Annotated in this window: 18 protein-coding genes, 1 other RNA gene and 1 pseudogene; 14 read left to right on the top strand and 6 right to left on the bottom strand. The window is 66.4% G+C overall.

The window, feature by feature from the left end; all coding sequences use genetic code 11:
* Positions 1 to 61 precede the first annotated feature (61 nt).
* On the top strand, positions 62 to 1018 hold the full coding sequence (locus CT3_RS18090; RefSeq protein WP_066542024.1) for an N-carbamoyl-D-amino-acid hydrolase: 957 nt from the start codon (positions 62 to 64) through the stop codon (positions 1016 to 1018).
* A 24-nt stretch (positions 1019 to 1042) separates the two neighbouring features.
* Here the strand turns inward: CT3_RS18090 and CT3_RS18085 are convergent.
* Together CT3_RS18085 and cysK are read right to left on the bottom strand one after the other, a co-directional pair.
* A pseudogene (locus tag CT3_RS18085) lies at positions 1043 to 2182 on the bottom strand (sterol desaturase family protein); the annotation flags it as partial.
* 158 nt (positions 2183 to 2340) lie between these two features.
* A complete protein-coding gene (cysK, locus tag CT3_RS18080) occupies positions 2341 to 3261 on the bottom strand; it encodes a cysteine synthase A (RefSeq protein ID WP_066542020.1) in 921 nt (306 codons plus the stop codon).
* A 269-nt stretch (positions 3262 to 3530) separates the two neighbouring features.
* On the opposite strand from cysK, the gene CT3_RS18075 reads away from it, so the two are divergent.
* On the top strand, positions 3531 to 3695 hold the full coding sequence (locus CT3_RS18075; protein ID WP_225608711.1) for a hypothetical protein: 165 nt from the start codon (positions 3531 to 3533) through the stop codon (positions 3693 to 3695).
* 61 nt (positions 3696 to 3756) lie between these two features.
* Positions 3757 to 4095: RNase P RNA component class A (gene rnpB / locus CT3_RS18070), an RNA gene on the top strand.
* Positions 4096 to 4488: 393 nt separating this feature from the next.
* Here rnpB and CT3_RS18065 read toward each other — a convergent pair.
* The gene (locus tag CT3_RS18065) at positions 4489 to 5274 is read right to left on the bottom strand and encodes an RNA pseudouridine synthase (RefSeq protein ID WP_066537830.1); all 786 of its coding nucleotides are present in this window, start codon (positions 5272 to 5274) and stop codon (positions 4489 to 4491) included.
* A gap of 102 nt (positions 5275 to 5376) precedes the next feature.
* A complete protein-coding gene (locus CT3_RS18060; RefSeq protein WP_066537827.1) occupies positions 5377 to 7053 on the bottom strand; it encodes an MBL fold metallo-hydrolase in 1677 nt (558 codons plus the stop codon).
* 145 nt (positions 7054 to 7198) lie between these two features.
* Here CT3_RS18060 and CT3_RS18055 point away from each other — a divergent pair, with 145 nt between their 5' ends.
* Positions 7199 to 8200: a Bug family tripartite tricarboxylate transporter substrate binding protein gene (locus CT3_RS18055; RefSeq protein WP_066537826.1), complete on the top strand. Its 1002-nt coding sequence runs from the start codon at positions 7199 to 7201 to the stop codon at positions 8198 to 8200.
* Positions 8201 to 8302: 102 nt separating this feature from the next.
* On the opposite strand, the gene CT3_RS18050 is transcribed toward CT3_RS18055, so the two are convergent.
* Positions 8303 to 8695 (bottom strand): DoxX family protein, encoded by a 393-nt coding sequence (locus CT3_RS18050; RefSeq protein ID WP_066537825.1) that lies wholly within the window; start codon positions 8693 to 8695, stop codon positions 8303 to 8305.
* 313 nt (positions 8696 to 9008) lie between these two features.
* On the opposite strand from CT3_RS18050, the gene CT3_RS18045 reads away from it, so the two are divergent.
* On the top strand, positions 9009 to 9596 hold the full coding sequence (locus CT3_RS18045; RefSeq protein WP_066537824.1) for a BPSL1445 family SYLF domain-containing lipoprotein: 588 nt from the start codon (positions 9009 to 9011) through the stop codon (positions 9594 to 9596).
* 89 nt (positions 9597 to 9685) lie between these two features.
* Here the strand turns inward: CT3_RS18045 and CT3_RS18040 are convergent, their stop codons facing one another.
* Positions 9686 to 11254, bottom strand: a complete 1569-nt coding sequence (locus tag CT3_RS18040; RefSeq protein ID WP_066537821.1) for an FAD/NAD(P)-binding protein — start codon at positions 11252 to 11254, stop codon at positions 9686 to 9688.
* Between the two features lie 21 nt (positions 11255 to 11275).
* On the opposite strand from CT3_RS18040, the gene CT3_RS18035 reads away from it, so the two are divergent.
* The 9 genes from CT3_RS18035 to hslU all read left to right on the top strand — a co-directional run bounded on the left by CT3_RS18035 (position 11276) and on the right by hslU (position 20094).
* Entirely contained in the window at positions 11276 to 11908 is a 633-nt protein-coding gene (locus CT3_RS18035; RefSeq protein WP_066537814.1) for a 2-hydroxychromene-2-carboxylate isomerase, read from the top strand.
* A gap of 28 nt (positions 11909 to 11936) precedes the next feature.
* Entirely contained in the window at positions 11937 to 12812 is an 876-nt protein-coding gene (gene dapF / locus CT3_RS18030; RefSeq protein ID WP_066537812.1) for a diaminopimelate epimerase, read from the top strand.
* Positions 12809 to 13507, top strand: a complete 699-nt coding sequence (locus CT3_RS18025; protein ID WP_066537810.1) for a DUF484 family protein — start codon at positions 12809 to 12811, stop codon at positions 13505 to 13507. The genes dapF and CT3_RS18025 overlap by 4 nt, the downstream gene beginning before the upstream one ends.
* 65 nt (positions 13508 to 13572) lie before the next feature.
* Entirely contained in the window at positions 13573 to 14514 is a 942-nt protein-coding gene (locus CT3_RS18020; RefSeq protein ID WP_066537808.1) for a tyrosine recombinase XerC, read from the top strand.
* A gap of 265 nt (positions 14515 to 14779) precedes the next feature.
* Positions 14780 to 15889 (top strand): CobW family GTP-binding protein, encoded by a 1110-nt coding sequence (locus tag CT3_RS18015; protein ID WP_066537805.1) that lies wholly within the window; start codon positions 14780 to 14782, stop codon positions 15887 to 15889.
* A 272-nt stretch (positions 15890 to 16161) separates the two neighbouring features.
* Positions 16162 to 16887, top strand: a complete 726-nt coding sequence (gene dksA, locus CT3_RS18010) for an RNA polymerase-binding protein DksA (protein WP_083520462.1) — start codon at positions 16162 to 16164, stop codon at positions 16885 to 16887.
* A 37-nt stretch (positions 16888 to 16924) separates the two neighbouring features.
* Positions 16925 to 18040 (top strand): STAS domain-containing protein, encoded by a 1116-nt coding sequence (locus CT3_RS18005; RefSeq protein WP_127446262.1) that lies wholly within the window; start codon positions 16925 to 16927, stop codon positions 18038 to 18040.
* A 112-nt stretch (positions 18041 to 18152) separates the two neighbouring features.
* Entirely contained in the window at positions 18153 to 18698 is a 546-nt protein-coding gene (gene hslV, locus CT3_RS18000; protein WP_066537798.1) for an ATP-dependent protease subunit HslV, read from the top strand.
* Positions 18699 to 18774: 76 nt separating this feature from the next.
* A complete protein-coding gene (hslU, locus tag CT3_RS17995; protein WP_066537796.1) occupies positions 18775 to 20094 on the top strand; it encodes an ATP-dependent protease ATPase subunit HslU in 1320 nt (439 codons plus the stop codon).
* Positions 20095 to 20373 lie beyond the last annotated feature (279 nt).

Below are 20373 nucleotides of genomic sequence, written 5' to 3'. Positions count from 1 at the left end.
GACCGCCTGGGCGCCGTGCAGCGGCCCGGGCCGTGTCCACCCCATAGAAAGCGAATGTGAAATGACCCGTATCGTCAACGTTGCCCTGGGCCAGCTGGGCCCGGTGCAGAAAGCCGACTCCCGCGCCAGCGTGGTGCAGCGCCTGTGCGCCATGATGCACGAGGCCAAAAGCCTGGGGGCCGATGTGATCGTCTACCCCGAGCTGGCGCTGACCACCTTCTTCCCGCGCTGGTACATCGAGGACCAGGCCGAGCTGCACAGCTACTACGAGCGCAGCATGCCCAATGCCGAGGTGCTGCCGCTGTTCGAGCTGTCCAAGGCGCTGGGCATCGGCTTTTACCTGGGCTACGCCGAGCTGGCCGAGGAAGCCGGCCGGCTGATGCAGTACAACACGGCCATTCTGGTGGACAAGACCGGCAGCATCGTCGGCAAGTACCGCAAGATCCATGTGCCGGGTCACTTCGAGCACGAACCCTGGCGCCAGTTCCAACATTTGGAAAAACGCTATTTCACGCCGGGCAAGTCCTTCGATGTGTACCAGGCCTTTGGCGGCACCATGGGCATGGCGCTGTGCAACGACCGCCGCTGGGCCGAGAGCTACCGCGTGATGGCGCTGCAGGGCGCGGAGATGATCTTCATCGGCTACAACACGCCCGTGCACAACGCGCCGGCGCCGCAGCATGATGACCTCTCGCTGTTCCACAACCAGCTGGCGGTGCAGGCCGGGGCCTACCAGAACGGTTGCTGGGTGGCCAGCGTGGCCAAGGGCGGCGTGGAGGAGGGCGTGGACAGCATTGCCGGCAGCCTGCTGGTGGCGCCCAGCGGCGAGGTGGTGGCGCGCTGCACGACCAAGGACGACGAAGTGGTGCTGGGCCGCGCCGACCTGGATTTCTGCGCCGTGTACAAGCGCACCACGTTCGACTTCGATCTGCACCGCCATCCGGAATGCTATGGCCTGGTCACAGCCCGCAAGGGCGAGAAGCTGGCGGCGGATGGCTCGCCCTGGACCACGGCCTGAACCCACGGCCCTGGCATGGCGCTAGCCCAGTGCCAGGGCGGCCAGACCCGCTGCCGCTGCCTGCAGGGCCAGCGCCAGGCCCCAGTGCATGCGGCTTTGCATGGCGGCGCCCAGTGTCCACTGCCCGGCCAGCAGCACGCCAAAGCCCCAGAGGTTGCGTGACAGCGGGGCCTGGTCGGCCTGCCAGAGAAAAGCGACGGCGCCCCCCACCAGGGCCGCAAAGTCCAGCACCGCAAACAGGCGCAGCGCGCGGCCCATGGGCGGGGCGAACCGCTGGCGGTGTGCCGCCAGGTCGAACGCCGGTTTGGGGAAGCGCTGTGCCACATCGGCCGGCTGCCAGCCGGGGGGCATCAGCCAGACCCTGGCCTTGTCGCTCCAGCGGCGTGCCTGCCAGCTGTCGTGCACCAGCTGGCGGTAGACGGCGGCATTGGCCCACAGCGGGTCCCAGCTGTTGAGCAGGCCGCGGGTGCCGTAGACGCAGGGGTCGTGTGGGTCTTCTTCCTTGAATGTGCCGAACAGCCGGTCCCACACGATCAGGATGCCGCCGTAGTTCTTGTCCACATAGGCGTCGTTGACGGCGTGGTGCACGCGGTGGTTGCTGGGGGAGCAGAACCAGCGGTCAAACCAGCCCAGGCGGCGCACCTGCTCGGTGTGGACCCAGAACTGGTAGAGCAGATCGATCAGGCCGACCACGGCAAAGACCAGCGGCGGCACGCCCAGCAGCGCCATCGGCAGGTAGAAGATCCAGGCCAGCAGCGCGCCGGAGCTGGTCTGGCGCAGCGCGGTGGACAGGTTGTAGTCCTGGCTCTGGTGGTGCACCACATGGGCCGCCCACAGCACGGCAACTTCGTGCCCCATGCGGTGCAGCCAGTAATAGCAGAAGTCGTAGAGCAGCAGGGCCAGCAGCCAGCCGGGCAGGCTGAACCAGAAGGCGTCATGGCGCCACAGGGCCGCGTGGTGGGCCACGGCGGTGTAGATGCCCAGCGTCAGCAGCTTGGTGAAGACCGCGCTGGTCTGGCTCAGCACGCCCAGGTTCAGCGAGGTGATGGCATCGGCCAGTGCGTAGGTGTTGCGTCCGCGCCGGCGGCCGATGGCCCATTCCAGGGCCATCAATGCGAGGAACACCGGGAGGGCCAGAACAATGATTTGGCTGGGTGAGAGCATGGCGCCCGATTCTGGGCGCGGATGGCAGGCACCGGCTTGGCGGGAACCCTAGTTGCGCGCGCAGGCGGGGTGCTGCACCGGTGGTGCCCATGGGGTGGCAACAAAAAACCGCCTGGCGGAAGCGCTCAGGCGGTTGTCTGGGGCGGCGTGGCCGGCGCTCAGGCGGTGGGCAGGAAGCCTTCCACCGACAGATAGCGCTCGCCGGTGTCGTAGGCAAAGCCCAGCACCTTGGCGCCTGCGGGCAGCTCAGGCAGCTTCTGTGCGATCGCGGCCAGCGTGGCACCCGAGGAGATGCCGACCAGCAGACCTTCTTCGCGCGCCACGCGGCGGGCGTATTCGCGGGCGGGTTCGGCATCCACCTGGATCACACCGTCCAGCAGGCTGGTGTCCAGGTTCTTGGGCACAAAGCCGGCGCCGATGCCCTGGATGGGGTGGGGCGCAGGCTGGCCGCCGGAGATCACGGGCGAAGCCGCAGGCTCGACGGCAAACACCTTCAGATTGGGGAACTTGGCCTTGAGCACCCGGGCCACGCCGGTCAGGTGACCGCCCGTGCCCACGCCGGTGATCAGCACGTCAATGCCTTCGGGGAAGTCCTTGAGCACTTCCTGGGCGGTGGTGGCTTCGTGCACCGCCACGTTGGCGGGGTTTTCGAACTGCTGGGGAATCCAGGCACCGGGCGTCTGTGCGGCCAGTTCCTGCGCGCGGGCGATGGCGCCCTTCATGCCCTTTTCCTTGGGTGTCAGGTCGAACGTGGCGCCATAGGCCAGCATCAGGCGGCGGCGTTCGATGGACATGCTCTCGGGCATCACCAGGACCAGCTTGTAGCCCTTGACGGCGGCCACCAGGGCCAGGCCCACGCCGGTGTTGCCGCTGGTCGGCTCGATGATCACGCCGCCGGGCTTCAGCGCGCCGGACTTCTCCGCATCCTCCACCATGGACAGCGCAATGCGGTCCTTGATGGAGCCACCCGGGTTGCCACGCTCGGACTTGATCCAGACATTGGCGCCTGCACCGTAGAGGCGGTTGATGCGGATGGCAGGCGTGTTGCCGATGGTTTGCAGAACGTTGTCGAATTTCATGGTCTCTCCAGCAGGTGGGTGGAATTCGGGAACGGCCATTGTGGCGCACTTGTTCCGCCTGGACGGAATATGAATATGCCCTGCAGAAGGGGTCGGCGGCAGCCTGTGGTGCTCCCCTGGCTACGGGCTTGTCCGGGCTGCCAAAGCCGTGCGCCGCGCAGAAACTGCAGCTTGCACTTGATGCACATCAAGCGCCGGGTGATCGGTGGCCCGCAAACGCCTGTGGCGCGAAACAATGGGCCGGTGTCTTCATGCAAAGGAGGTTCCCCTTGTTGCTCACGTTCAATCACACCATGCTGCTGCTGGGCGCATGCTGCGTGCTGTTGATGGTCGGCTTTTCCTACCGTGATCAGCGTTGGGGCCCCTGGACCATGCTGGTGGCCGTGATCTGCCTGCTGCTGCTGATGGGCTACAGCATCCTGAACCTGTTGTAGCGCAGGGTTGTGCCCGGGCCTGCCGGCAGACGGGCGCCAGACCGGCGATAATGCGCGCTGTGAAGTTCGCTGGACCGCCGCTGGTGCTGGTGCCGAAAGGCCGCACTGGAGGAACGTCCGGACTGCATAGGGCGGCGTAGCAGCTAACGGCTGTCCACCGTGAGGTGAGGATCAGAGCAACAGAGACGAGTCTGGCAGGAGTGCCGCAAGGCAGACCATCCAGGGTGAAACGGGCAATCTCTACGCGCAGCAATACCAAGTAGGCACACGTTGACGGGGCCCCCGGAGTGTGCGGGTAGGTAGCATCGAGCTGGTGGGGCGACCCCCAGCCCAGAGTAATGGCGGTCACGCAGCGGGCAACCGTTGTGCACAGAATCCGGCTTACAGGCGAACTTCACACTTTTAGATTCCACACAAAAACCGCGCTTCCAGCCACTGGGAGCGCGGTTTTTGTTTCCGTGGATGCCGTAGGTGCCGAGGGTGGCGCGCAAGCTGAAAAGAATTTTTCAACTTTCCGGATCGATACGCACACCAGCCATCCTAGCTTCCAGGTGTTTCTCATTGGAGGGAAGGCTGTGCGTGCATCCGCAGCTATGCATTTGCACGTGCGGGCCGTGGCGGTGCTGAAAAGAATTTGCCAGATGGCGGGCCGCGGCGCAGGGGCCCGCCGGTGGGCGATTCACCGCACTGCGCCATGGCCGGGCGGCGGGTGCGGCCGCCGCCGCAGGCTGGGGGCGCGCCGGTGGTGCGGGCGGGGGCCTCGCCCGGCGGGACGCCGCGCCGCAACGGGGGGTTAGAACCGCTCCCAGGGCATGGCGTAGCGCCACTGTCCCTCGGGCAGCTTGGCCACCGAGATGCGGCCGATGCGCTGGCGCTTCATGCCGATCACTTCCAGGCCCACGCATTCGCACATCTCGGCAATCTCTTCGGGAAAGATGCCTTTGAGCGCAAAGCGCAGATGGGTTTCGTTCTGCCAGCTGACCTTGATGCGGGGCAGGCGCTTGCCGTCGATGGAGGTGCCGTCGCACAGGCGCTCCAGGCCGCCTTCATCGATGGTGCCGCGCACTTCGACAATGCATTCCTGCTCCAGGTACAGCGCTTCTTCCTGCAGCTTGCGCGCCACGCGGTGGTCCTGGGTGAACACCATCAGGCCGCTGGCGGGCACCGGAATGGGCAGCAGGCATTCCAGGTTCTTGAAATGCTTTTGTAGCACCAGGATGGGCGCTGGCGTGTCCACATCGGCCAGGTTCTCGGGCACCAGCAGATCGTAGGCATTGCCCACCTTGCCACGGGTGTGGCCGCGTGCGCCCTGGGGGTTGCGCACGGTGTAGCCGGCGGGCTTGTGCAGCAGCAAGGTGACGGGGGGCGCGCCTTCGGGTTTGGCGCCTTCCTTGACGCTGACGGCTTGCTGCGGCCGCACGCGGGTGGCAGGGGTCTGGACGGTGATGCCGTCCACCTGCACGGCGCCGCTTTCAATGTAAAGCTCGGCTTCGGCGCGCGAGCAGCCCAGCTGGGCGGCCAGGCGTTTGGACAGGCGGACGCCTTCGTCCTGTGCTTCGGGGTGTTCAGTCGGTGACATAAGCGCGCAGTCTACGAGGCCCGCGATGGCCTGTGGGCCTCGCGGTATCTGCGACGGCCAAAAAGCGGGGTTGCTGTGTGCGGATCCGGTGAGGTGCCAGCGTCAGGCAGCCGGTGCCAGCCCCAGCGCCTGGATGCGCTCCACATGGGCCAGCAGGCTGCGTTCTGCGAGCTTCCACAGCGGCTGGGGGGTGTCGGCGTAGGCGTGCTGCACCCAGTCCTGTATGCTGCCGCCGGGCAGGGCCTGCATGGCGGCCAGCACCTTGGCCTCGCGTGCCAGGCGGTGGTTTCTCAGGCGGGCGATCACCGCGCGCGCGGCGCCCAGCACATAGCCGTGGGCGGGCAGGATGAAGTCGATCTCTTCCTGCGCACAGATGGCATCCAGCGTGTCCAGCGAGCGCAGGTAGGCGTCCATATTGCCGTCCGGCGGGTTCACGATGGGCGTGCTGCCGTTCAGGATGTGGTCGCCGCTGAACAGCAGCTCGTCCTCTTCCAGCACCAGGCAGACATGGTTGGCGGCGTGGCCGGGCGTGAACACGGCGCGCAGGGTGTGGGTGACGGGGAGGTCCTGGCCTGGCGGCGGCGGGGCAGACAGCACCAGACGCTCTCCATCCTGCAGTGCCAGATCCGGGGTGAACCGGGCAGATGCCGAGGCCGTGGGGGCGGACGGCAGGCCGTGGATCTGGGGGCGGGGGACGCCCCGGTCCTGGCACAGCTGCTGCAGCACAAAGGCCCCGGGGGCATGGTCGGCATGGGAATGGGTGCAGACGATGGCGCGGATATCGCCGCCCGCGGCGTCGTACAGGCGCTGGATGTGGGCGGCATCGGCCGGACCGGGGTCGATGGCGATGAAGCCCGTGGCCGCCTCCCCCACCAGATAGCTGTTGGTGCCGGGACCGGTCATCACGCTGGCGTTGGGGGCCGTCAGACGCAGCAGGTTCTTGCGCAGCGGTACGGGGTGTTCGCTCTGCCAGTCGAGCGGGTGCAGGCATTGGCCGTCGGGGCAGACCATGGCCAGCTCGCCGTAGGGGGCTTCGTCCTCGGTAAAACGCGCTTCCTTGCCGCTTTGCAGGCCGGTGCGGGGCGAATGCTTCCACAGCGGACCGTTGACCACGGCCGCCAGCACGCCTTCGGTGCTGCCCAGCTGGGCCAGCCGCGTCAGGGTGCGGATGGTGGGGAAGATCATGGGCATCTGCCGGGCCTGGAAGCGCTCCAGCGCCCGGGCCGGCTGCACCCAGACGGGCTCGAACTGCTCGCGGTTGTCGGGCTCCGGTGTCTGGCCGGACGGCATGCGGGCCACAAAAAAGGGCACGGCAAAGCGCTTGGGCAGGTTGCGGTCGGCGGTGAAGTGGCCGATCTGCCACAGCTGGGCCACGTCCAGCCGCAGGCCGCGCGCGCGCAACTGGGGCCACAGCGGGGCATGGCGGTCCAGCGCATCCACATCGGCCTGGGTGGCGGGGCTGCCATCGGCATGCACGGCCAGCAGCAGGCCCATTTCCTCGAAGGTTTCGCGCAATGCCGCGGTGGCGGCCGTGCGGCCGGTGGCGTCCAGCCCGTCGCGGCTGCGCACTACATCGTCGCCGGCCTGTGCGTCCTGGGCCTCGATACCGCCGCCGGGAAAGACATACATGCCCGGCGCGAAGCTGGCGCGCTCGGAGCGGCGGGTCATCAGCACTTCACAGCCGCCGTCCGGCAGGTCGCGCAGCAGCAGCAGGGTGGACGCGTCCAGCGGCGTGACGGGGACGCGCTGGGGGTGGAGGAGCAGGTGGTCGCGGGGCATGGCCACATTATTGGGGCGGTGCGGCGTGCACGTCTGTCACCTGCAGCCATGCATATAAACACATGCCGGAATCTTATGAAAGGACGGCTACCATGGCTGTCATTGATCCAGATCAGACCCGATCCGCTTGCTGAGGCCATCACCCATGACCGTTTTTCACCGCCGCACCCTGCTGGGCGCCTTTGCCGCCGCTGCCCTGACCACTTCCGCCCCCGCCGTGCTGGCGCAGGGTGACTGGCCCAGCCACCAGCCGGTGACCATCATCATGACCTTCAACGCCGGCTCCGGCGTGGATGTGGTGGCGCGCCTGATCCAGGAGCCGCTGTCCAAGCTGATCGGCCAGACCGTGATCATCGACTACAAGCCCGGGGCGGCCGGCAACATCGCCAGCGAGTATGTGGCCCGCGCCAAGCCGGACGGTTACACCCTGGTGTTCGGCACGGCGGCCACCCACGGCACCAATGCCGCCCTCTACCCCAAGCTGCCGTTTGACGTGGAGAAGGACTTCGAGGCCGTGGCCCCGGTGGTCGATGTGTCGAATGTGCTGACCATCAACCCGGATGTGATCAAGGTGAATTCGCTGGCCGAGTTCGTCAAGGAAGTCAAAGCCAACCCCGGCAAGTACAACTTTGCCTCGACGGGCAATGGCACCGGCACGCACATGGCGTTTGCCGAGCTGAACTGGCGCCTGGGCCTGGACATGGTGCATGTGCCCTACAAGGGCGGTCCGGAAGCCATCACCTCGGTGCTGCGCGGCGAGACCTGCTGCATCATGAACCAGGTGCAGACCGTGCTGCCGCACTACAAGAGCGGCAAGCTCAAGCTGCTGGCCGCCACCACCGCCAAGCCGATTGCGGCCGTGCCGGAAGTGCCGCCCGTGGCCGCCAGCGGTCTGCCCGGCACCAAGGGTTTTGACAGTGCCATCTGGTTCGGCCTGTGGGCCCCCAAGGGCACGCCGGCGCCCATCGTCAACAAGCTGAACGCGGCCATCCAGCAGGTGCTGCACCAGCCCGAGATCAAGAAGCGCCTGGAAGACAGCGGCAACAGCCTGCGCTTCGAGACGCCCGAGCAGTTCCGCAAGACCGTGCACGAAAACCGCCTGAAGTCGGCCGAGATCGTGAAGGCGGCCAAGATCACCATCCAGTAAGCGGCGCCGCCGCCCTGCACAAAGCGACAGGCAGGCCTGTCGCTTTTTTGTTGCCCTTTGCAGGCGCCGGGGCGGGCGCCCAGGTGTCAAAGCGCCAGACGCCTATTTGCCCTTGCTGTAGCCCATGGCCACCACGATGGCGCAGACCAGATAGAAGGCCTGCAGCTCCAGCGCCCAGCCGCCCGTGGGGTGCAGCCCCAGGAACTGCCCGGTGTGCACCAGAAACAGCGCAAACAGCATGCTGATGGCCATCACGATGGCGGCGGGTACCACCCACAGGCCCACCAGCATCAGCAGCGGCGCCACCACTTCGCCCAGGTAGACGCCGTACGCCACCCAGCCAGGCAGGCCGGCCTTCATCACCAGCGATTCGATGCCGCCCACCCCCTTGCTGATCTTGGCCCAGCCGTGGAACAGCATCAGCACAGCCAGGGTGATACGCAGCAGCACCATGGCCGCCTGGGGGTGGTGGAAAACACGCAGCAGATTGTTCATGGGCACCTGTCGTCAAAAAAGCTGGGGGAATGGTAATGCAGCCCGGCGGCGCTGCGGGGCAACACGCTGGTGCTGTCGGCGCAAAGCGGCTACGGTGTACAGGCAGATGCCATCTGCCGTGTAGGCTGTTTTCGCAAAGCGTATGCAACGTTGCACAAACCGGCGCGGCACGCCTAGCATGGACAGCACCGACACGGACCACAGCGCTTTCGTGTACGCGGAAGGGCACAGTCATCGTCCTGTCACCCGCAGGGTTGCAGGATGGGCTCCAGCCCCTTTTTTCTTCGGACGTTTCTTACTGAGGAGGTACCACATGGTCGCAATTTCCCACCGTTCCACCTGGCTGGCTGCCGCAGCGGTTGCCGCTGCGCTGGGCATCGCAGGTTGCAGTTCCACCGGTCAGACCCAGGGCAAGGGCAGCGCGCCACAGACCAAGGAACAGCTGGAATCCCAGTCCACCGCCGCACTGAACCGGCTGTATGAGGCCATGCCCGGCACCCGCGAGCTGGTGGCCAAGTCGCGCGGCGTGCTGGTGTGCCCGGCGGTGATCGGCGGCAGCTTTGTGATCGGTGCCGAGCACGGCAAGTGCGTGCTGCGTGCCAACGGCACCACGCGCGGCTACTACAGCACGACGGCAGCGTCGATCGGCTGGCAGGCGGGCGGGGCATCCAAGGCGGTCATCTACGTCTTCAGCTCGCAGGATGCCTACAACAAGTTCCTGAACAGCGATGGCTGGTCCGTGGGGGCCGATGCCAATGTGGCCGTGGGCAAGGCCGGTGCCAATGGCGGCATCGACACCACCACGGCCAACGCGCCGGTCAGCAGCTATGTGCTGAACAACACCGGTCTGGAAGCCGGCGTGTCCGTCAACGGCAGCAAGATCAGCAAGATCAGCATGTGACGGCGCAGCTGCGCCGCCATCGTGTGGTGCAACATGCAAAAAGACCGGCCTGGGCCGGTCTTTTTTTGTTCCATCGGATGCGCCGCCGTTCAGGTGGGCGAGTCGGTGCTGGCGCCGGGCGCGGGCTGGTACCAGCGGGTGGCGATCAGCTCGGGTTCGTCGTGTTCCAGCAGCTTCTGCCAGTGCAGATCGGCGTCCTGCACGAACAGATCACTCACCAGGGCCTGCGCCAGGCGGGTGGCGCCGATGCCCAGGCCGGGAATGTCGCTGCCTAGGGCCGCATGGCTCATGGTGGCGCCCCAGTTGAACAGGTGCAGGCGCGACAGGGCCTCGGCCTTGTCGCCGTCGGCGCTCTGGAGCGCGAAGTTGGCCGCCAGATAGGGGAAGCGGGCCGGTTCAGGCTGGGCGGCGGCCATGGCGGGGGACACATGGCGGCCCCAGGTGTCGATGTGCGGGGTGTAGCGGGCCAGCTCGGGGCGGTCCAGCAGGTCCACATCAAAGCCGGTGCCCAGGATGACGGCGTCAAAGCGCTGCACGCTGCCATCGGCCAGCGTCACGGCCACGCCGTCGGCCAGGGGCTGCACATCCTTCCAGCCGCAGCCCAGGCGCAGCGTGAAGCTGTCGTGGGCGTCGCAGCGGCGCACGGTTTCCCAGGGCGGAGGCACCTGTTCGTCGAAGATGTAGGTGTAAAAGCGCCATTTGCGCGCATCGTCCAGTGCCGAGTAACCGCGCAAAAAGCCGGGAAAGGAGGCAGCCTTGCTCTTGTTGATCTGCGGCAGCACGGCGCGGCGGGCGAACTGGCTGACGGCGGCGCCGGCTTCCAGCGCGCAGGCGGCATTGTCAAAAGCCGAGGCACCGGCGCCCAGCACGGCGATGTGCCGGCCGCGCAGGGCGTCGAAGTCGATGGCATCCATGGTGTGGAACACGCGGCCGGCGGCCAGCGGGTCCTGCATGGACAGCGAGGGGAAATCCGGCCAGCGCGGGGCGCCGCTGCCATCGCGGCCCAGCGCCAGGATGATCTTGCGGGTGCGCACCGTCTCCACGCCCTGGGGGCCTTGCAGGCGGGCGGTCAGCACACCGTCGGCATCGCCGACTTCCAGCAGGCGCACGCCGTTTTCCACCTGTACCCCGGCGGTGTCGCGCACCCACAGCAGGTAGTCACGCCAGTCCACGCGGCCGATCTTGTGCAGCCCTGCCCATCCGGGGGTGGCGGCATCGAAAGGCGAGATGTCACCGGTGCCGTGCTGGGCTTCGTACCAGGCGCGGAAGGTGAGGCTGGGCACGCCCAGGTCGGGGCCGATCAGCTGCTTGGGGCTGCGTAGCGTCAGCATGCGGGCGTAGGTGGCCCAGGGGCCTTCGTCGCCCCGGGCGGCGGCATCGATCACGCGGATTTTGCGCACGCCTTCGCGCAACAGGGCAAAGCCCGCGGTCTGGCCGCACATGCCGGCGCCCACCACCAGCACGTCCAGGGTGGGGTCATCGGCGGCGGCCGTGCCCTGCACCCAGTTGGGGGCAGGGTAGTTCAGGCGCTCCAGGTCGCGGCGGGCCTCGGCGGCGAGGGCCTCGAGCGCGGGCTGGTTGCGGGGACTGGACAGGGTTTGGAGGGGAACCGCAGGAAGTTCGGCGGAAGAGGAGGGGGAAAGGCTTTCGTTCGTCACAGGTAGGAAGATAATCCAAGGATGACCCAACTTGACTGTTTCTATAGCCTTTCTTCTCCCTGGGCCTATCTCGGAGGCCCCCAACTGCAGGACATCGTGCGCCGCCACGGCGTCAAGCTGGTGCTCAAGCCTTATGACTTCCAGCTGGTGGTGCCGCAGACCGGCGGCATTCCGCTCAAGACCCGTCCCGAGCCCCGCAAGACCTACCACGCGCTGGAGCTGGCACGCTGGAGCGACTACCTGGGCCTGCCGCTGAACCTGGTGCCTGCCCACTATCCCCAGGGTGTGGCCGACGACGTGAACTGGAACAAGACCCCGGGCTGGATGGTGATTGCCGCCCAGCTGCAGGGCCTGGATGCCTTCCCGTTGTCGCATGCGCTGCTGCGTGCCCTGTGGGCCGAAGAGCGCAAGACCTCCGACGCGGCGGTGCGCATTGCCGTGGCCAACGAAGCCGGCTATGACGGTGCTGCCCTGCATGCGCTGGAAACCTCGGCCGAGGTGCAGGCCCAGTACCAGGCCAACAGCGAGGAAGCCGTGGCCCTGGGCGTGTTTGGCGCCCCCACCTTCATCCTGAACGGCGAGCGTTTCTGGGGCCAGGACCGCCTGCCGTTCGTCGACCGCGCACTGGCCAAGCTGGCCGCTGCCAAGGCCTGACAGGGCCTGATCCACCCTCTGCCACACCATGCACATTCGCTTCACCAAGATGCAGGGCGCGGGCAACGACTTTGTCGTGCTCGACGAGACGCAAGGCCGCCTGGGCCTGACGGCGGCGCAGTACCGCTTTCTGGCGGACCGCCATTTCGGCGTGGGCGCCGACCAGATCCTGACGGTGCGCCCTTCGCCCGCCGACGGCGTGGATTTTGAATACGTGATCCACAACGCCGACGGCGGTGAGGTGGAGCAGTGCGGCAACGGCTCGCGCTGCTTTGCCCGCTTTGTGTATGACAAGGGCCTGACCGACAAGACCACCATCCGCGTGCAGACGCTCAGCGGGGTGATCGCGCCCCAGCTCACACCGGATGGCCGCGTCACCGTGGACATGGGCCTGCCGGTGCTGGATGCCCCGCGCGTGCCCTTCGACGCCAGCGGGCTGGCGGCGGCCACGCGCCACCGGGCCCAGGTCTGGCCGCTGGCGCTGGCGGCACCGGCGCCCGCCCAGGTCGAGGTGGTGGTGGTCTCCATGGGCAATCCGCACGCGGTGCAGCTGGTGGACGATGTCGACCAGTTCCCCGTGGCGGTGGTGGGCCCGCAGGTGGAGCGCCATGTGCGTTTTCCGCAACGCGTGAACGCGGGCTTTCTGCAGGTGCAAAACCGCGCGCAGACCAAGCTGCGCGTCTATGAACGTGGCTCGGGCGAGACCCTGGCCTGCGGCACCGGCGCCTGCGCGGCCGTGGTCGCCGGCATTCAGCAGGGTTTGCTGGATGCGCGTGTCGATGTACAAACCCGGGGGGGCTTGCTGACGATCGCCTGGGAGGGCGGCGCGCAAGACCATGTGTTCATGACCGGCCCGGCCACCACGGTGTTCGAAGGCCAGATCGAGATTCCTGACGCTTTATGACTTCCAACGTCTCCACCATGAATGACGACAGCATTGCCGACTACCTGCGGCAGCACCCCGAATTCTTTGAACGCCACGCCGAGCTGTTGTCGACCGTGCAGCTGAGCAGCGGCCACGGCGGACGTGCCGTCAGCCTGCAGGAACGCCAGGCCGAGATGCTGCGCGACAAGATCAAGGGCATGGAGCAGCGCATCATGGAAATGGTGCGCAACAGCAGCGACAACGCCAGCATTGCCCACAAGATCCACCGCTGGAGCTGTGCACTGGCCAAGGTCCAGGACCCACGCCAGCTGCCGCACACGGTCAGCGAAGGCATCCAGCGCGAATTCGAGGTGCCCCAGGTGGCGGTGCGCGTGTGGGATGTGGCCGGCCCCTACCAGGGCGGCATGTACACCATGGGCGTGAGCGACGATGCCAAGTCCTTCGCCACCTCGCTGACCATGCCGTTCTGCGGTCCCAACCTGGGCTTCGAGCCCACCAGCTGGCTGTCCAAGCCCAGCGAAGTGCAGTCGCTGGCGCTGCTGACGCTGCGCGAAGGCCCGAACGACAGTGCGGCCCCGGCCTTCGGCCTGCTGGTGCTGGGCTCGCCCGATCCGCTGCGTTTCGATGCCACCATGGGTACCGAGTTTCTGGCGCGCATTGCCGAACATGCCAGCGCGGCCCTGGGCCGCCTGCGCATCACCCCCGGCAACTGACGGGCACCACCATGGCGGCCACCGGTCGGCTTACCGCAGGGCGTCCCCGCGCCGGCCAGCCTGCCATGGCGCACCCGGTGCTGGACGCCGTGGCGGGCCAGTACCTGGAGCATGTGCGGGTGGAAAAGCGCCTGTCGGCCCGCACGCTGGCCCTGTACACCTTGGATCTGGAGCGCCTGAGCACGCTGGCTCAGACCGTACAGACCCCGCTGCTGCAGCTGCAGCCGGTGCAGATACGCCGCTTTGTGGCCCAGATGCACGGCCAGGGGCGCAGCGGGCGGGGGATTGCGCTGATTCTCTCGGGCTGGCGCGGCTTCTTTCACTGGGCGGCGCAGCAGGGGCTGGTGCCGCACAACCCGGTGCAGGGCGTGCGGGCGCCCAAACAGGCCAAGCCCCTGCCCAAGGCTCTGGGGGTGGACGATGCGGTGCAGCTGGCCGGTTTCCGCAACGACGATGCCGATCCCTGGACCGAGGCGCGCGACGCTGCCATGACCGAGCTGCTTTACAGCAGCGGCCTGCGCGTGGGCGAGCTGGTGGGTCTGAATCTGCAGCCCGGCGATGCGGCGCAAAGCGGCTGGATCGACTGGGAGGCGGCCGAAGCCCACGTGCTGGGCAAGGGCGGCAAGCGCCGCACCGTGCCGGTGGGCAAGCATGCGCTGGCGGCCTTGCAGCGCTGGCTGCGCCGCCGTGCCGAGCCCTTCGAGCCCGATTGGGCAGAGCCCGCGCTGTTCGTGGGCGCACGGGGTGGGCGCATGTCGGCCCAGACCGCCTGGGCGCGGCTGCGCCAGCGCGGCCAGCAGGCGGGCCTGGCGCAGCCGGTGCACCCGCATGTGCTGCGCCATTCCTTTGCCAGCCACATGCTGCAAAGCAGCGGCGACCTGCGGGCCGTGCAGGAGCTGCTGGGCCATGCCAACATCGCCACCACCCAGGTTTATACCCGGCTGGATTTCCAGCACCTGGCCCAGGCCTACGAGCTGGCCCACCCACGCGCCAAGCGCAAGGAGTGAGTGTGGCAGAGGACGATGGCCCCTGCCCACCGTCGCCGTGGCTTCCTGATTTGATAGCTGCCTGTGGCGGCGCAGCGCTGTGGGGCGAGCGATAGCACCCGCAAGGTGGACGCCCCCATGGGCGCAGGGCACTTGACCGGCTGGCTACACTGACTGTTGTTGCGCGCCCTGGAATTTTCGGGCAGCGCCTCCAGCTGATTGCTGTTTTTCTCCGTTTCGCGGCGGCCCGGTGCGGCTGCCGCGCCAGATTACAAGGCATACCACCATGGCACTGATTCCCGTCAGCATCCTCACCGGCTTCCTGGGCTCGGGCAAGACCACCTTGCTCAAGCGCGTGCTCAGCGAATCCCACGGCATGAAGATCGCCGTGATCGAAAACGAATTCGGCGAAGAGAACATCGACACCGACATTCTGAAGACCGAATCCAAGGAACAGATCCTGCAGATGAGCAATGGCTGCATCTGCTGCACCATCCGCGAAGACCTGCGCGAAGCCCTGCAACTGCTGGCCGCCAAGCGCCGCAAGGGGCTGGTGGAGTTCGACCGCATCGTGATCGAGACCACCGGCCTGGCCGACCCCGGCCCGGTGGCGCAGACCTTCTTCATGGACGACGAGATCGCCGAAAGCTATCTGATCGACTCCATCATCACCCTGGTGGATGCCAAGCACGCCAACCAGCAGCTGGACGACCGCCAGGAAGCACGCCGCCAGGTGGGCTTTGCCGACCAGATCTTCCTGACCAAGACCGACCTGGTCAGCGCCGCCGACAAGGAGGCACTGGTCCACCGCCTCAAGCACATGAACCCGCGCGCGCCCATCCAGGCCGTGCATTTCGGCGACGTGCCGCTGTCCGAAGTGTTTGACCTGCGCGGCTTCAATCTGAACGCCAAGCTGGACATCGATCCCGATTTCCTCAAGGCCGACGAGCACGACCACAGCCACTGCGACCACGATCACGGCAAGTGCGAACATGACCACGATCACGGCCATGCCCACCACCACGAACACGGCAAGCACTGCGACCATGACCATGCCCATGGCGCGGAGTGCAAGCACCCGCACCACCACCACCATGACGACGATGTGAAGAGCTTCGTCTACCGTGCCAGCCGTCCGTTCGACCCGGCCAAGCTGGAGGACTTCCTGGGCGCCATCGTCAACATCTACGGCCCGCGCATGCTGCGCTACAAAGGGGTGCTGAACATGAAGGGCACCGAGCGCAAGGTGATCTTCCAGGGTGTGCACCAGCTGATGGGCAGTGACCTGGGTCCGGAGTGGGAAGCCGGTGAGGCGCGTGAAAGCCGCATGGTGTTCATCGGCATTGACCTGCCGCAGGATATCTTCAAGCAAGGCCTGGAACAAAGCCTGGCATAAACCCTGCTTTGTGGTTTGCCGCCGGTCGCGGCCGGGCCTCTGGCCGGCCGCGGGGCTGCTGCCGCACCGGCGCAGAATCGCCCGCCACCTCTCGCAGCCATGCGGGAGAGGGCGGGCGATTTACATGGTCTTACCAAAGCTGGTTGTGTGATATCCGCAACTTTGCGTTAGGTATTGTTGGAGATGGCTACAATCCCGCCCCTAAAGAGAACCCGGTCGGTCTGCCCACGGGGAAGACAGACTGGGACGGTCATACTGTGAGGAGACAGGACGTGACAGCCGAGACCAGCAAGAAGAAAGCCACACCCAAAGTGGCTGCACCTGCGGCCCCCAAAGCCGCAGCCGTGAAGACGCCTGTCAAGGCCGCTGCCAAGAAGGTGGCCGCACAGCCCAAGGCTGCGGCAGCCCCCGCCGTTTCCCCTGCGCGCAGCCCTGCGCGCAGCGCCTCAACCCAGCCTCTGGCAGCCGCTTCTACGGCTGCCAAGCCCACAAGCACGAAAGCCATGCCTTCCACTATCTCTGCCCCCACAGCCGCCGTGCTCAAGCGTGACCCCAAGCTGGCCAACAACTGGAAGACCAAGTCTGCCGAAGAGCTGAGCGATGCCGAAGTTATTGCCATGCCCGACGAGGAGTACATGAACGACAAGCAGATGGCGTTCTTCCGCCACAAGCTGGTGCAACTCAAGCAGGACATGCACAACAACGCGGGCGAGACGGCTGAAAACCTGCGCGAAGACACCGTGGTGGTGCCCGATCCCGCCGATCGTGCCACCATTGAGGAAGAACACGCCCTGGAACTGCGCACCCGCGACCGCGAGCGCAAGCTGCTGAAGAAGATCGAACAGTCCATCGCCCGCATCGACGCCGGCGACTACGGTTACTGCGACGAAACCGGCGAGCCCATCGGCGTTGGCCGTCTGCTGGCCCGTCCCACGGCCACGCTGTCGCTGGAAGCCCAGCAGCGCCGCGAGCTGAAGCAAAAGATGTTTGGAGACTGATCCTCCCCGGATCCACCGCCCACCGTTGCAGGACACCATGAACCAGGAATCAGGCAAGACAGGCGGTTTTCTCTCCAAGATGCTGCAGAAGGTCACGGGCTCCTCCGCGCAGGAGCCTGCCGACCTGGCTGCCAGCGATGAAGGGTCTGGCAAAGAGGCCCTGCACCAGATGGTGGAGCGCAAGCGCCGCGACGACGCCATCCGTGCCCAGGAATTTGCCGAGCTGCGGCAGCTGCGCAGCCAAAGCGGCCGCGGCGGCCCCCCGGCACGCATGCCGGCTTCGGCGTTTTTGCCTTCGGCGCTGGACGCCGAAGACCACGGCACCACCACCTTGCGAAAAATCGATGCCATCGAAGCGCAGATGGCGCAGCAATGGCTGCGCACTGCCGATGGCTCCGCGCCGGTGACCGACGCCGTGCCTCCGGTTGCAGACGCCCGCGCTGCGGCGTCCAGCCCGGCACCGGGCCGGCCGCCCGGCATGACGGCGGCCCAGTGGCAGGCGATTCCCACGCTGGGCGAGGAAAGCCGGGTGCCCCCCGTGCCGGTCGGCACCGCGGACGGTGCGGGCTTTGCCATCACGCCCGATATTGAAGAAGCCGCCATCCTGTTTGCCCATGGCGATCTGGATGGTGCCAATGCGCGCCTGCTGGAGCTGCTGGTGCAGGGCCTGGACCATGCGCCGGTGGACCGCCGGGCGGTGGCAGGCATCTGGCAGGTGGTGCTGGACCTGTACCGTGCCATTGGCGATGAAGAAGGGTTCGAGCCGCTGGCGCTGGACTGGGCGAGCTATTTCGGCCATGCGGCGCCGGTGTGGTTCTCCATGCCGCAGCAGCTGGGCATGGCGTCCCTGGACATGGCGGCAGGGCTTCAGCCCACCGCGCGGGACGGGCTGGCAGGAGTGATCGAAGGGGATGCCACCCCCTGGCTGCAGGCCTTGCAGGCCCGTGCGCGCTTGGGCACGCCGCTGGAGATTTCCTGCGAGCGCCTGATCCGCCTGGACTTTGTGGCTGCCGGCATGGTGCTGAACTGGGCGGCCGAGATGCAGGTCCTGGGTCACCAGCTGCGCTTCACCCAGCTGCACCATCTGGTGGCGGTGTTCCTGCAGGTGATCGGCATCGAGGCCCACGCCAAGCTGCAGCTGCGCGCGCCCTGAGGGGGCGGCGTGTCGCCGGTGGCGGGAGGCTGGAACGCGTGCCTTGCCCAGGCCAAAAAAACTGTGCTCCGGCCTCTTGCAAGCGGCTCAATCGCCTCGATATATGGAAGCTATGGAACAGTATCACGGCACCACCATCCTCAGCGTGCGGCGCGAAACGCCGGACGGCATCCAGGTCGCCATCGGCGGCGACGGCCAGGTCACGCTGGGCAACATCGTTGTCAAGGGCACGGCCCGCAAGGTGCGCAAGCTCTACCACGGCAAGGTGCTGGCCGGCTTTGCCGGCGCCACGGCCGATGCCTTCACGCTGTTCGAGCGGTTCGAGGCCAAGCTGGAAAAGCACCAGGGCCACCTGACGCGCGCGGCCATCGAGCTGACCAAGGACTGGCGCACCGACCGTGTGCTGCGTCGCCTGGAGGCCATGCTGGCCGTGGCCGATGCCTCGGCGTCCCTGATCATCACCGGCAACGGCGATGTGCTGGAGCCCGAGCAGGGCATCGTGGCCATCGGTTCCGGCGGGGCCTATGCCCATTCGGCCGCCAAGGCGCTGTTGAACCACACCGAGCTGTCGGCCGAAGAGGTGGTCAAGAAGTCGCTGGAGATCGCCGGCGAGCTGTGCATCTACACCAATATGCACCACACCATCGAGACGCTGTAAACCGGTTTCTCCATTGTTTTGATAGCGCCCTGTGCTCGCGCTCGCCGCACAGGACGCCCATTTGAGTCTTAAAGCCATGTCGTCCATGACCCCGCAGGAAATCGTCTCCGAGCTGGACCACCACATCGTCGGCCAGCCCGGCGCCAAGCGCGCCGTGGCCATTGCGCTGCGCAACCGCTGGCGCCGCCAGCAGGTGCCCGATGGGCTGCGCCAGGAAATCACGCCCAAGAACATCCTGATGATCGGCCCCACCGGCGTGGGCAAGACCGAGATCGCGCGCCGCCTGGCCAAGCTGGCCGATGCGCCTTTCATCAAGGTGGAAGCCACCAAGTTCACCGAAGTCGGCTATGTGGGCAAGGACGTGGATGCCATCATCCGCGATCTGGCTGAAATCGCCGTCAAGCAGACGCGCGAAGCCGAGATCAAGAAGTTGCGCGTGCGCGCCGAAGATGCTGCCGAAGAACGCATCCTGGATGTGCTGCTGCCCCAGGCCCGCACGCACGATGCCGTGCCGGCCGACAATGCCACGCGCCAGGTGTTCCGCAAGAAGCTGCGCCAGGGCGAGCTGGACGACAAGGAGATCGAGATCGATCTGGCCGAAGCCCGTCCGGCGCTGGAAATCATGGGCCCCCAGGGCATGGAGGAGATGACCGAGCAGCTGCGCGGCATGTTCAGCCAGATGGGCCAGGAAAAACGCAAGACGCGCAAGCTGCCCATCCAGGAGGCCTTGAAGCTGCTGACCGACGAGGAAGCGGCCAAGCTGGTCAATGAGGACGACATCAAGACCCGCGCCATTGCCAACGCCGAACAGAACGGCATTGTCTTCATCGACGAGATCGACAAGGTGGCCACGCGCCAGGAAACCAGCGGCTCCGACGTGTCGCGCCAGGGCGTGCAGCGCGATCTGCTGCCGCTGGTGGAAGGCACTACGGTGTCTACCAAGTACGGCATGGTCAAGACCGACCATATTCTGTTCATCGCCTCGGGCGCCTTCCACCTGTCCAAACCCAGCGATCTGATTCCGGAGCTGCAGGGGCGCTTTCCCATCCGGGTGGAGCTGGCGTCGCTGTCGGTGCAGGACTTCGAAGCCATCCTCACGCAGACCCATGCCTCGCTGGTCAAGCAGTACCAGGCGCTGCTGGCCACTGAGGGGGTGACACTGACGTTCACCCCCGAAGGCATCACCCGCCTGGCCCACACGGCCTTCCAGGTGAACGAGCGCACCGAGAACATCGGGGCCCGCCGCCTGTCCACGGTCATGGAACGTCTGCTGGACGAGGTGAGCTTTGACGCCGCCAAGCTGGCGGGCCAGACCATCACCATCGACGCCGCCTACGTCGATGAGCGGCTCCAGATGCTCAGCCAGGACGAGGATTTGTCGCGCTTCATCTTGTGATCTGACCCCGATTGCACGCCACGCCCCCTGCGGTCCTCGCGACGGCAGGGGCGTTTTGTTTGCGAAATGCAATTAATTCCCGAGCTCAAGCTTTGTCTGTGCACTACCGCCTAAGTTCTTGTAGACAAAGGACTTTTGTGTATCTGCTATAGAAATCTTCACCCTAAGTTGTTGATTTCATTGCAAATGTTTGTGACAGGCGTCGAGGCAAGAACCGGATTTGCTGCTACAGTGCAAAAAAGTGCAATTAAGTGGTGAAAGTTGCCTCTGCAGCCCAGG

The sequence above is a fragment of the Comamonas terrigena NBRC 13299 genome, from assembly GCF_006740045.1.
GTDB classification, from domain to species: domain Bacteria; phylum Pseudomonadota; class Gammaproteobacteria; order Burkholderiales; family Burkholderiaceae_C; genus Comamonas; species Comamonas terrigena.
Note: the sequence above shows the minus strand (reverse complement) of the source record. Positions and strands in the feature narration are given on the sequence as shown.

Excerpts from the sequence above, each read along its gene's own strand:
- cysK (WP_066542020.1), bottom strand. The coding sequence starts at position 3,261 with ATGAAATTCGACAACGTTCTGCAAACCATCGGCAACACGCCTGCCATC.
- CT3_RS18045 (WP_066537824.1), top strand. The coding sequence starts at position 9,009 with ATGGTCGCAATTTCCCACCGTTCCACCTGGCTGGCTGCCGCAGCGGTT.
- CT3_RS18005 (WP_127446262.1), top strand. The coding sequence starts at position 16,925 with ATGAACCAGGAATCAGGCAAGACAGGCGGTTTTCTCTCCAAGATGCTG.
- hslV (WP_066537798.1), top strand. The coding sequence starts at position 18,153 with ATGGAACAGTATCACGGCACCACCATCCTCAGCGTGCGGCGCGAAACG.
- CT3_RS18035 (WP_066537814.1), top strand. The coding sequence starts at position 11,276 with ATGACCCAACTTGACTGTTTCTATAGCCTTTCTTCTCCCTGGGCCTAT.
- CT3_RS18090 (WP_066542024.1), top strand. The coding sequence starts at position 62 with ATGACCCGTATCGTCAACGTTGCCCTGGGCCAGCTGGGCCCGGTGCAG.
- CT3_RS18065 (WP_066537830.1), bottom strand. The coding sequence starts at position 5,274 with ATGTCACCGACTGAACACCCCGAAGCACAGGACGAAGGCGTCCGCCTG.
- CT3_RS18050 (WP_066537825.1), bottom strand. The coding sequence starts at position 8,695 with ATGAACAATCTGCTGCGTGTTTTCCACCACCCCCAGGCGGCCATGGTG.
- dapF (WP_066537812.1), top strand. The coding sequence starts at position 11,937 with ATGCACATTCGCTTCACCAAGATGCAGGGCGCGGGCAACGACTTTGTC.
- hslU (WP_066537796.1), top strand. The coding sequence starts at position 18,775 with ATGTCGTCCATGACCCCGCAGGAAATCGTCTCCGAGCTGGACCACCAC.
- CT3_RS18020 (WP_066537808.1), top strand. The coding sequence starts at position 13,573 with ATGGCGCACCCGGTGCTGGACGCCGTGGCGGGCCAGTACCTGGAGCAT.
- CT3_RS18060 (WP_066537827.1), bottom strand. The coding sequence starts at position 7,053 with ATGCCCCGCGACCACCTGCTCCTCCACCCCCAGCGCGTCCCCGTCACG.
- CT3_RS18055 (WP_066537826.1), top strand. The coding sequence starts at position 7,199 with ATGACCGTTTTTCACCGCCGCACCCTGCTGGGCGCCTTTGCCGCCGCT.
- CT3_RS18015 (WP_066537805.1), top strand. The coding sequence starts at position 14,780 with ATGGCACTGATTCCCGTCAGCATCCTCACCGGCTTCCTGGGCTCGGGC.
- CT3_RS18025 (WP_066537810.1), top strand. The coding sequence starts at position 12,809 with ATGACTTCCAACGTCTCCACCATGAATGACGACAGCATTGCCGACTAC.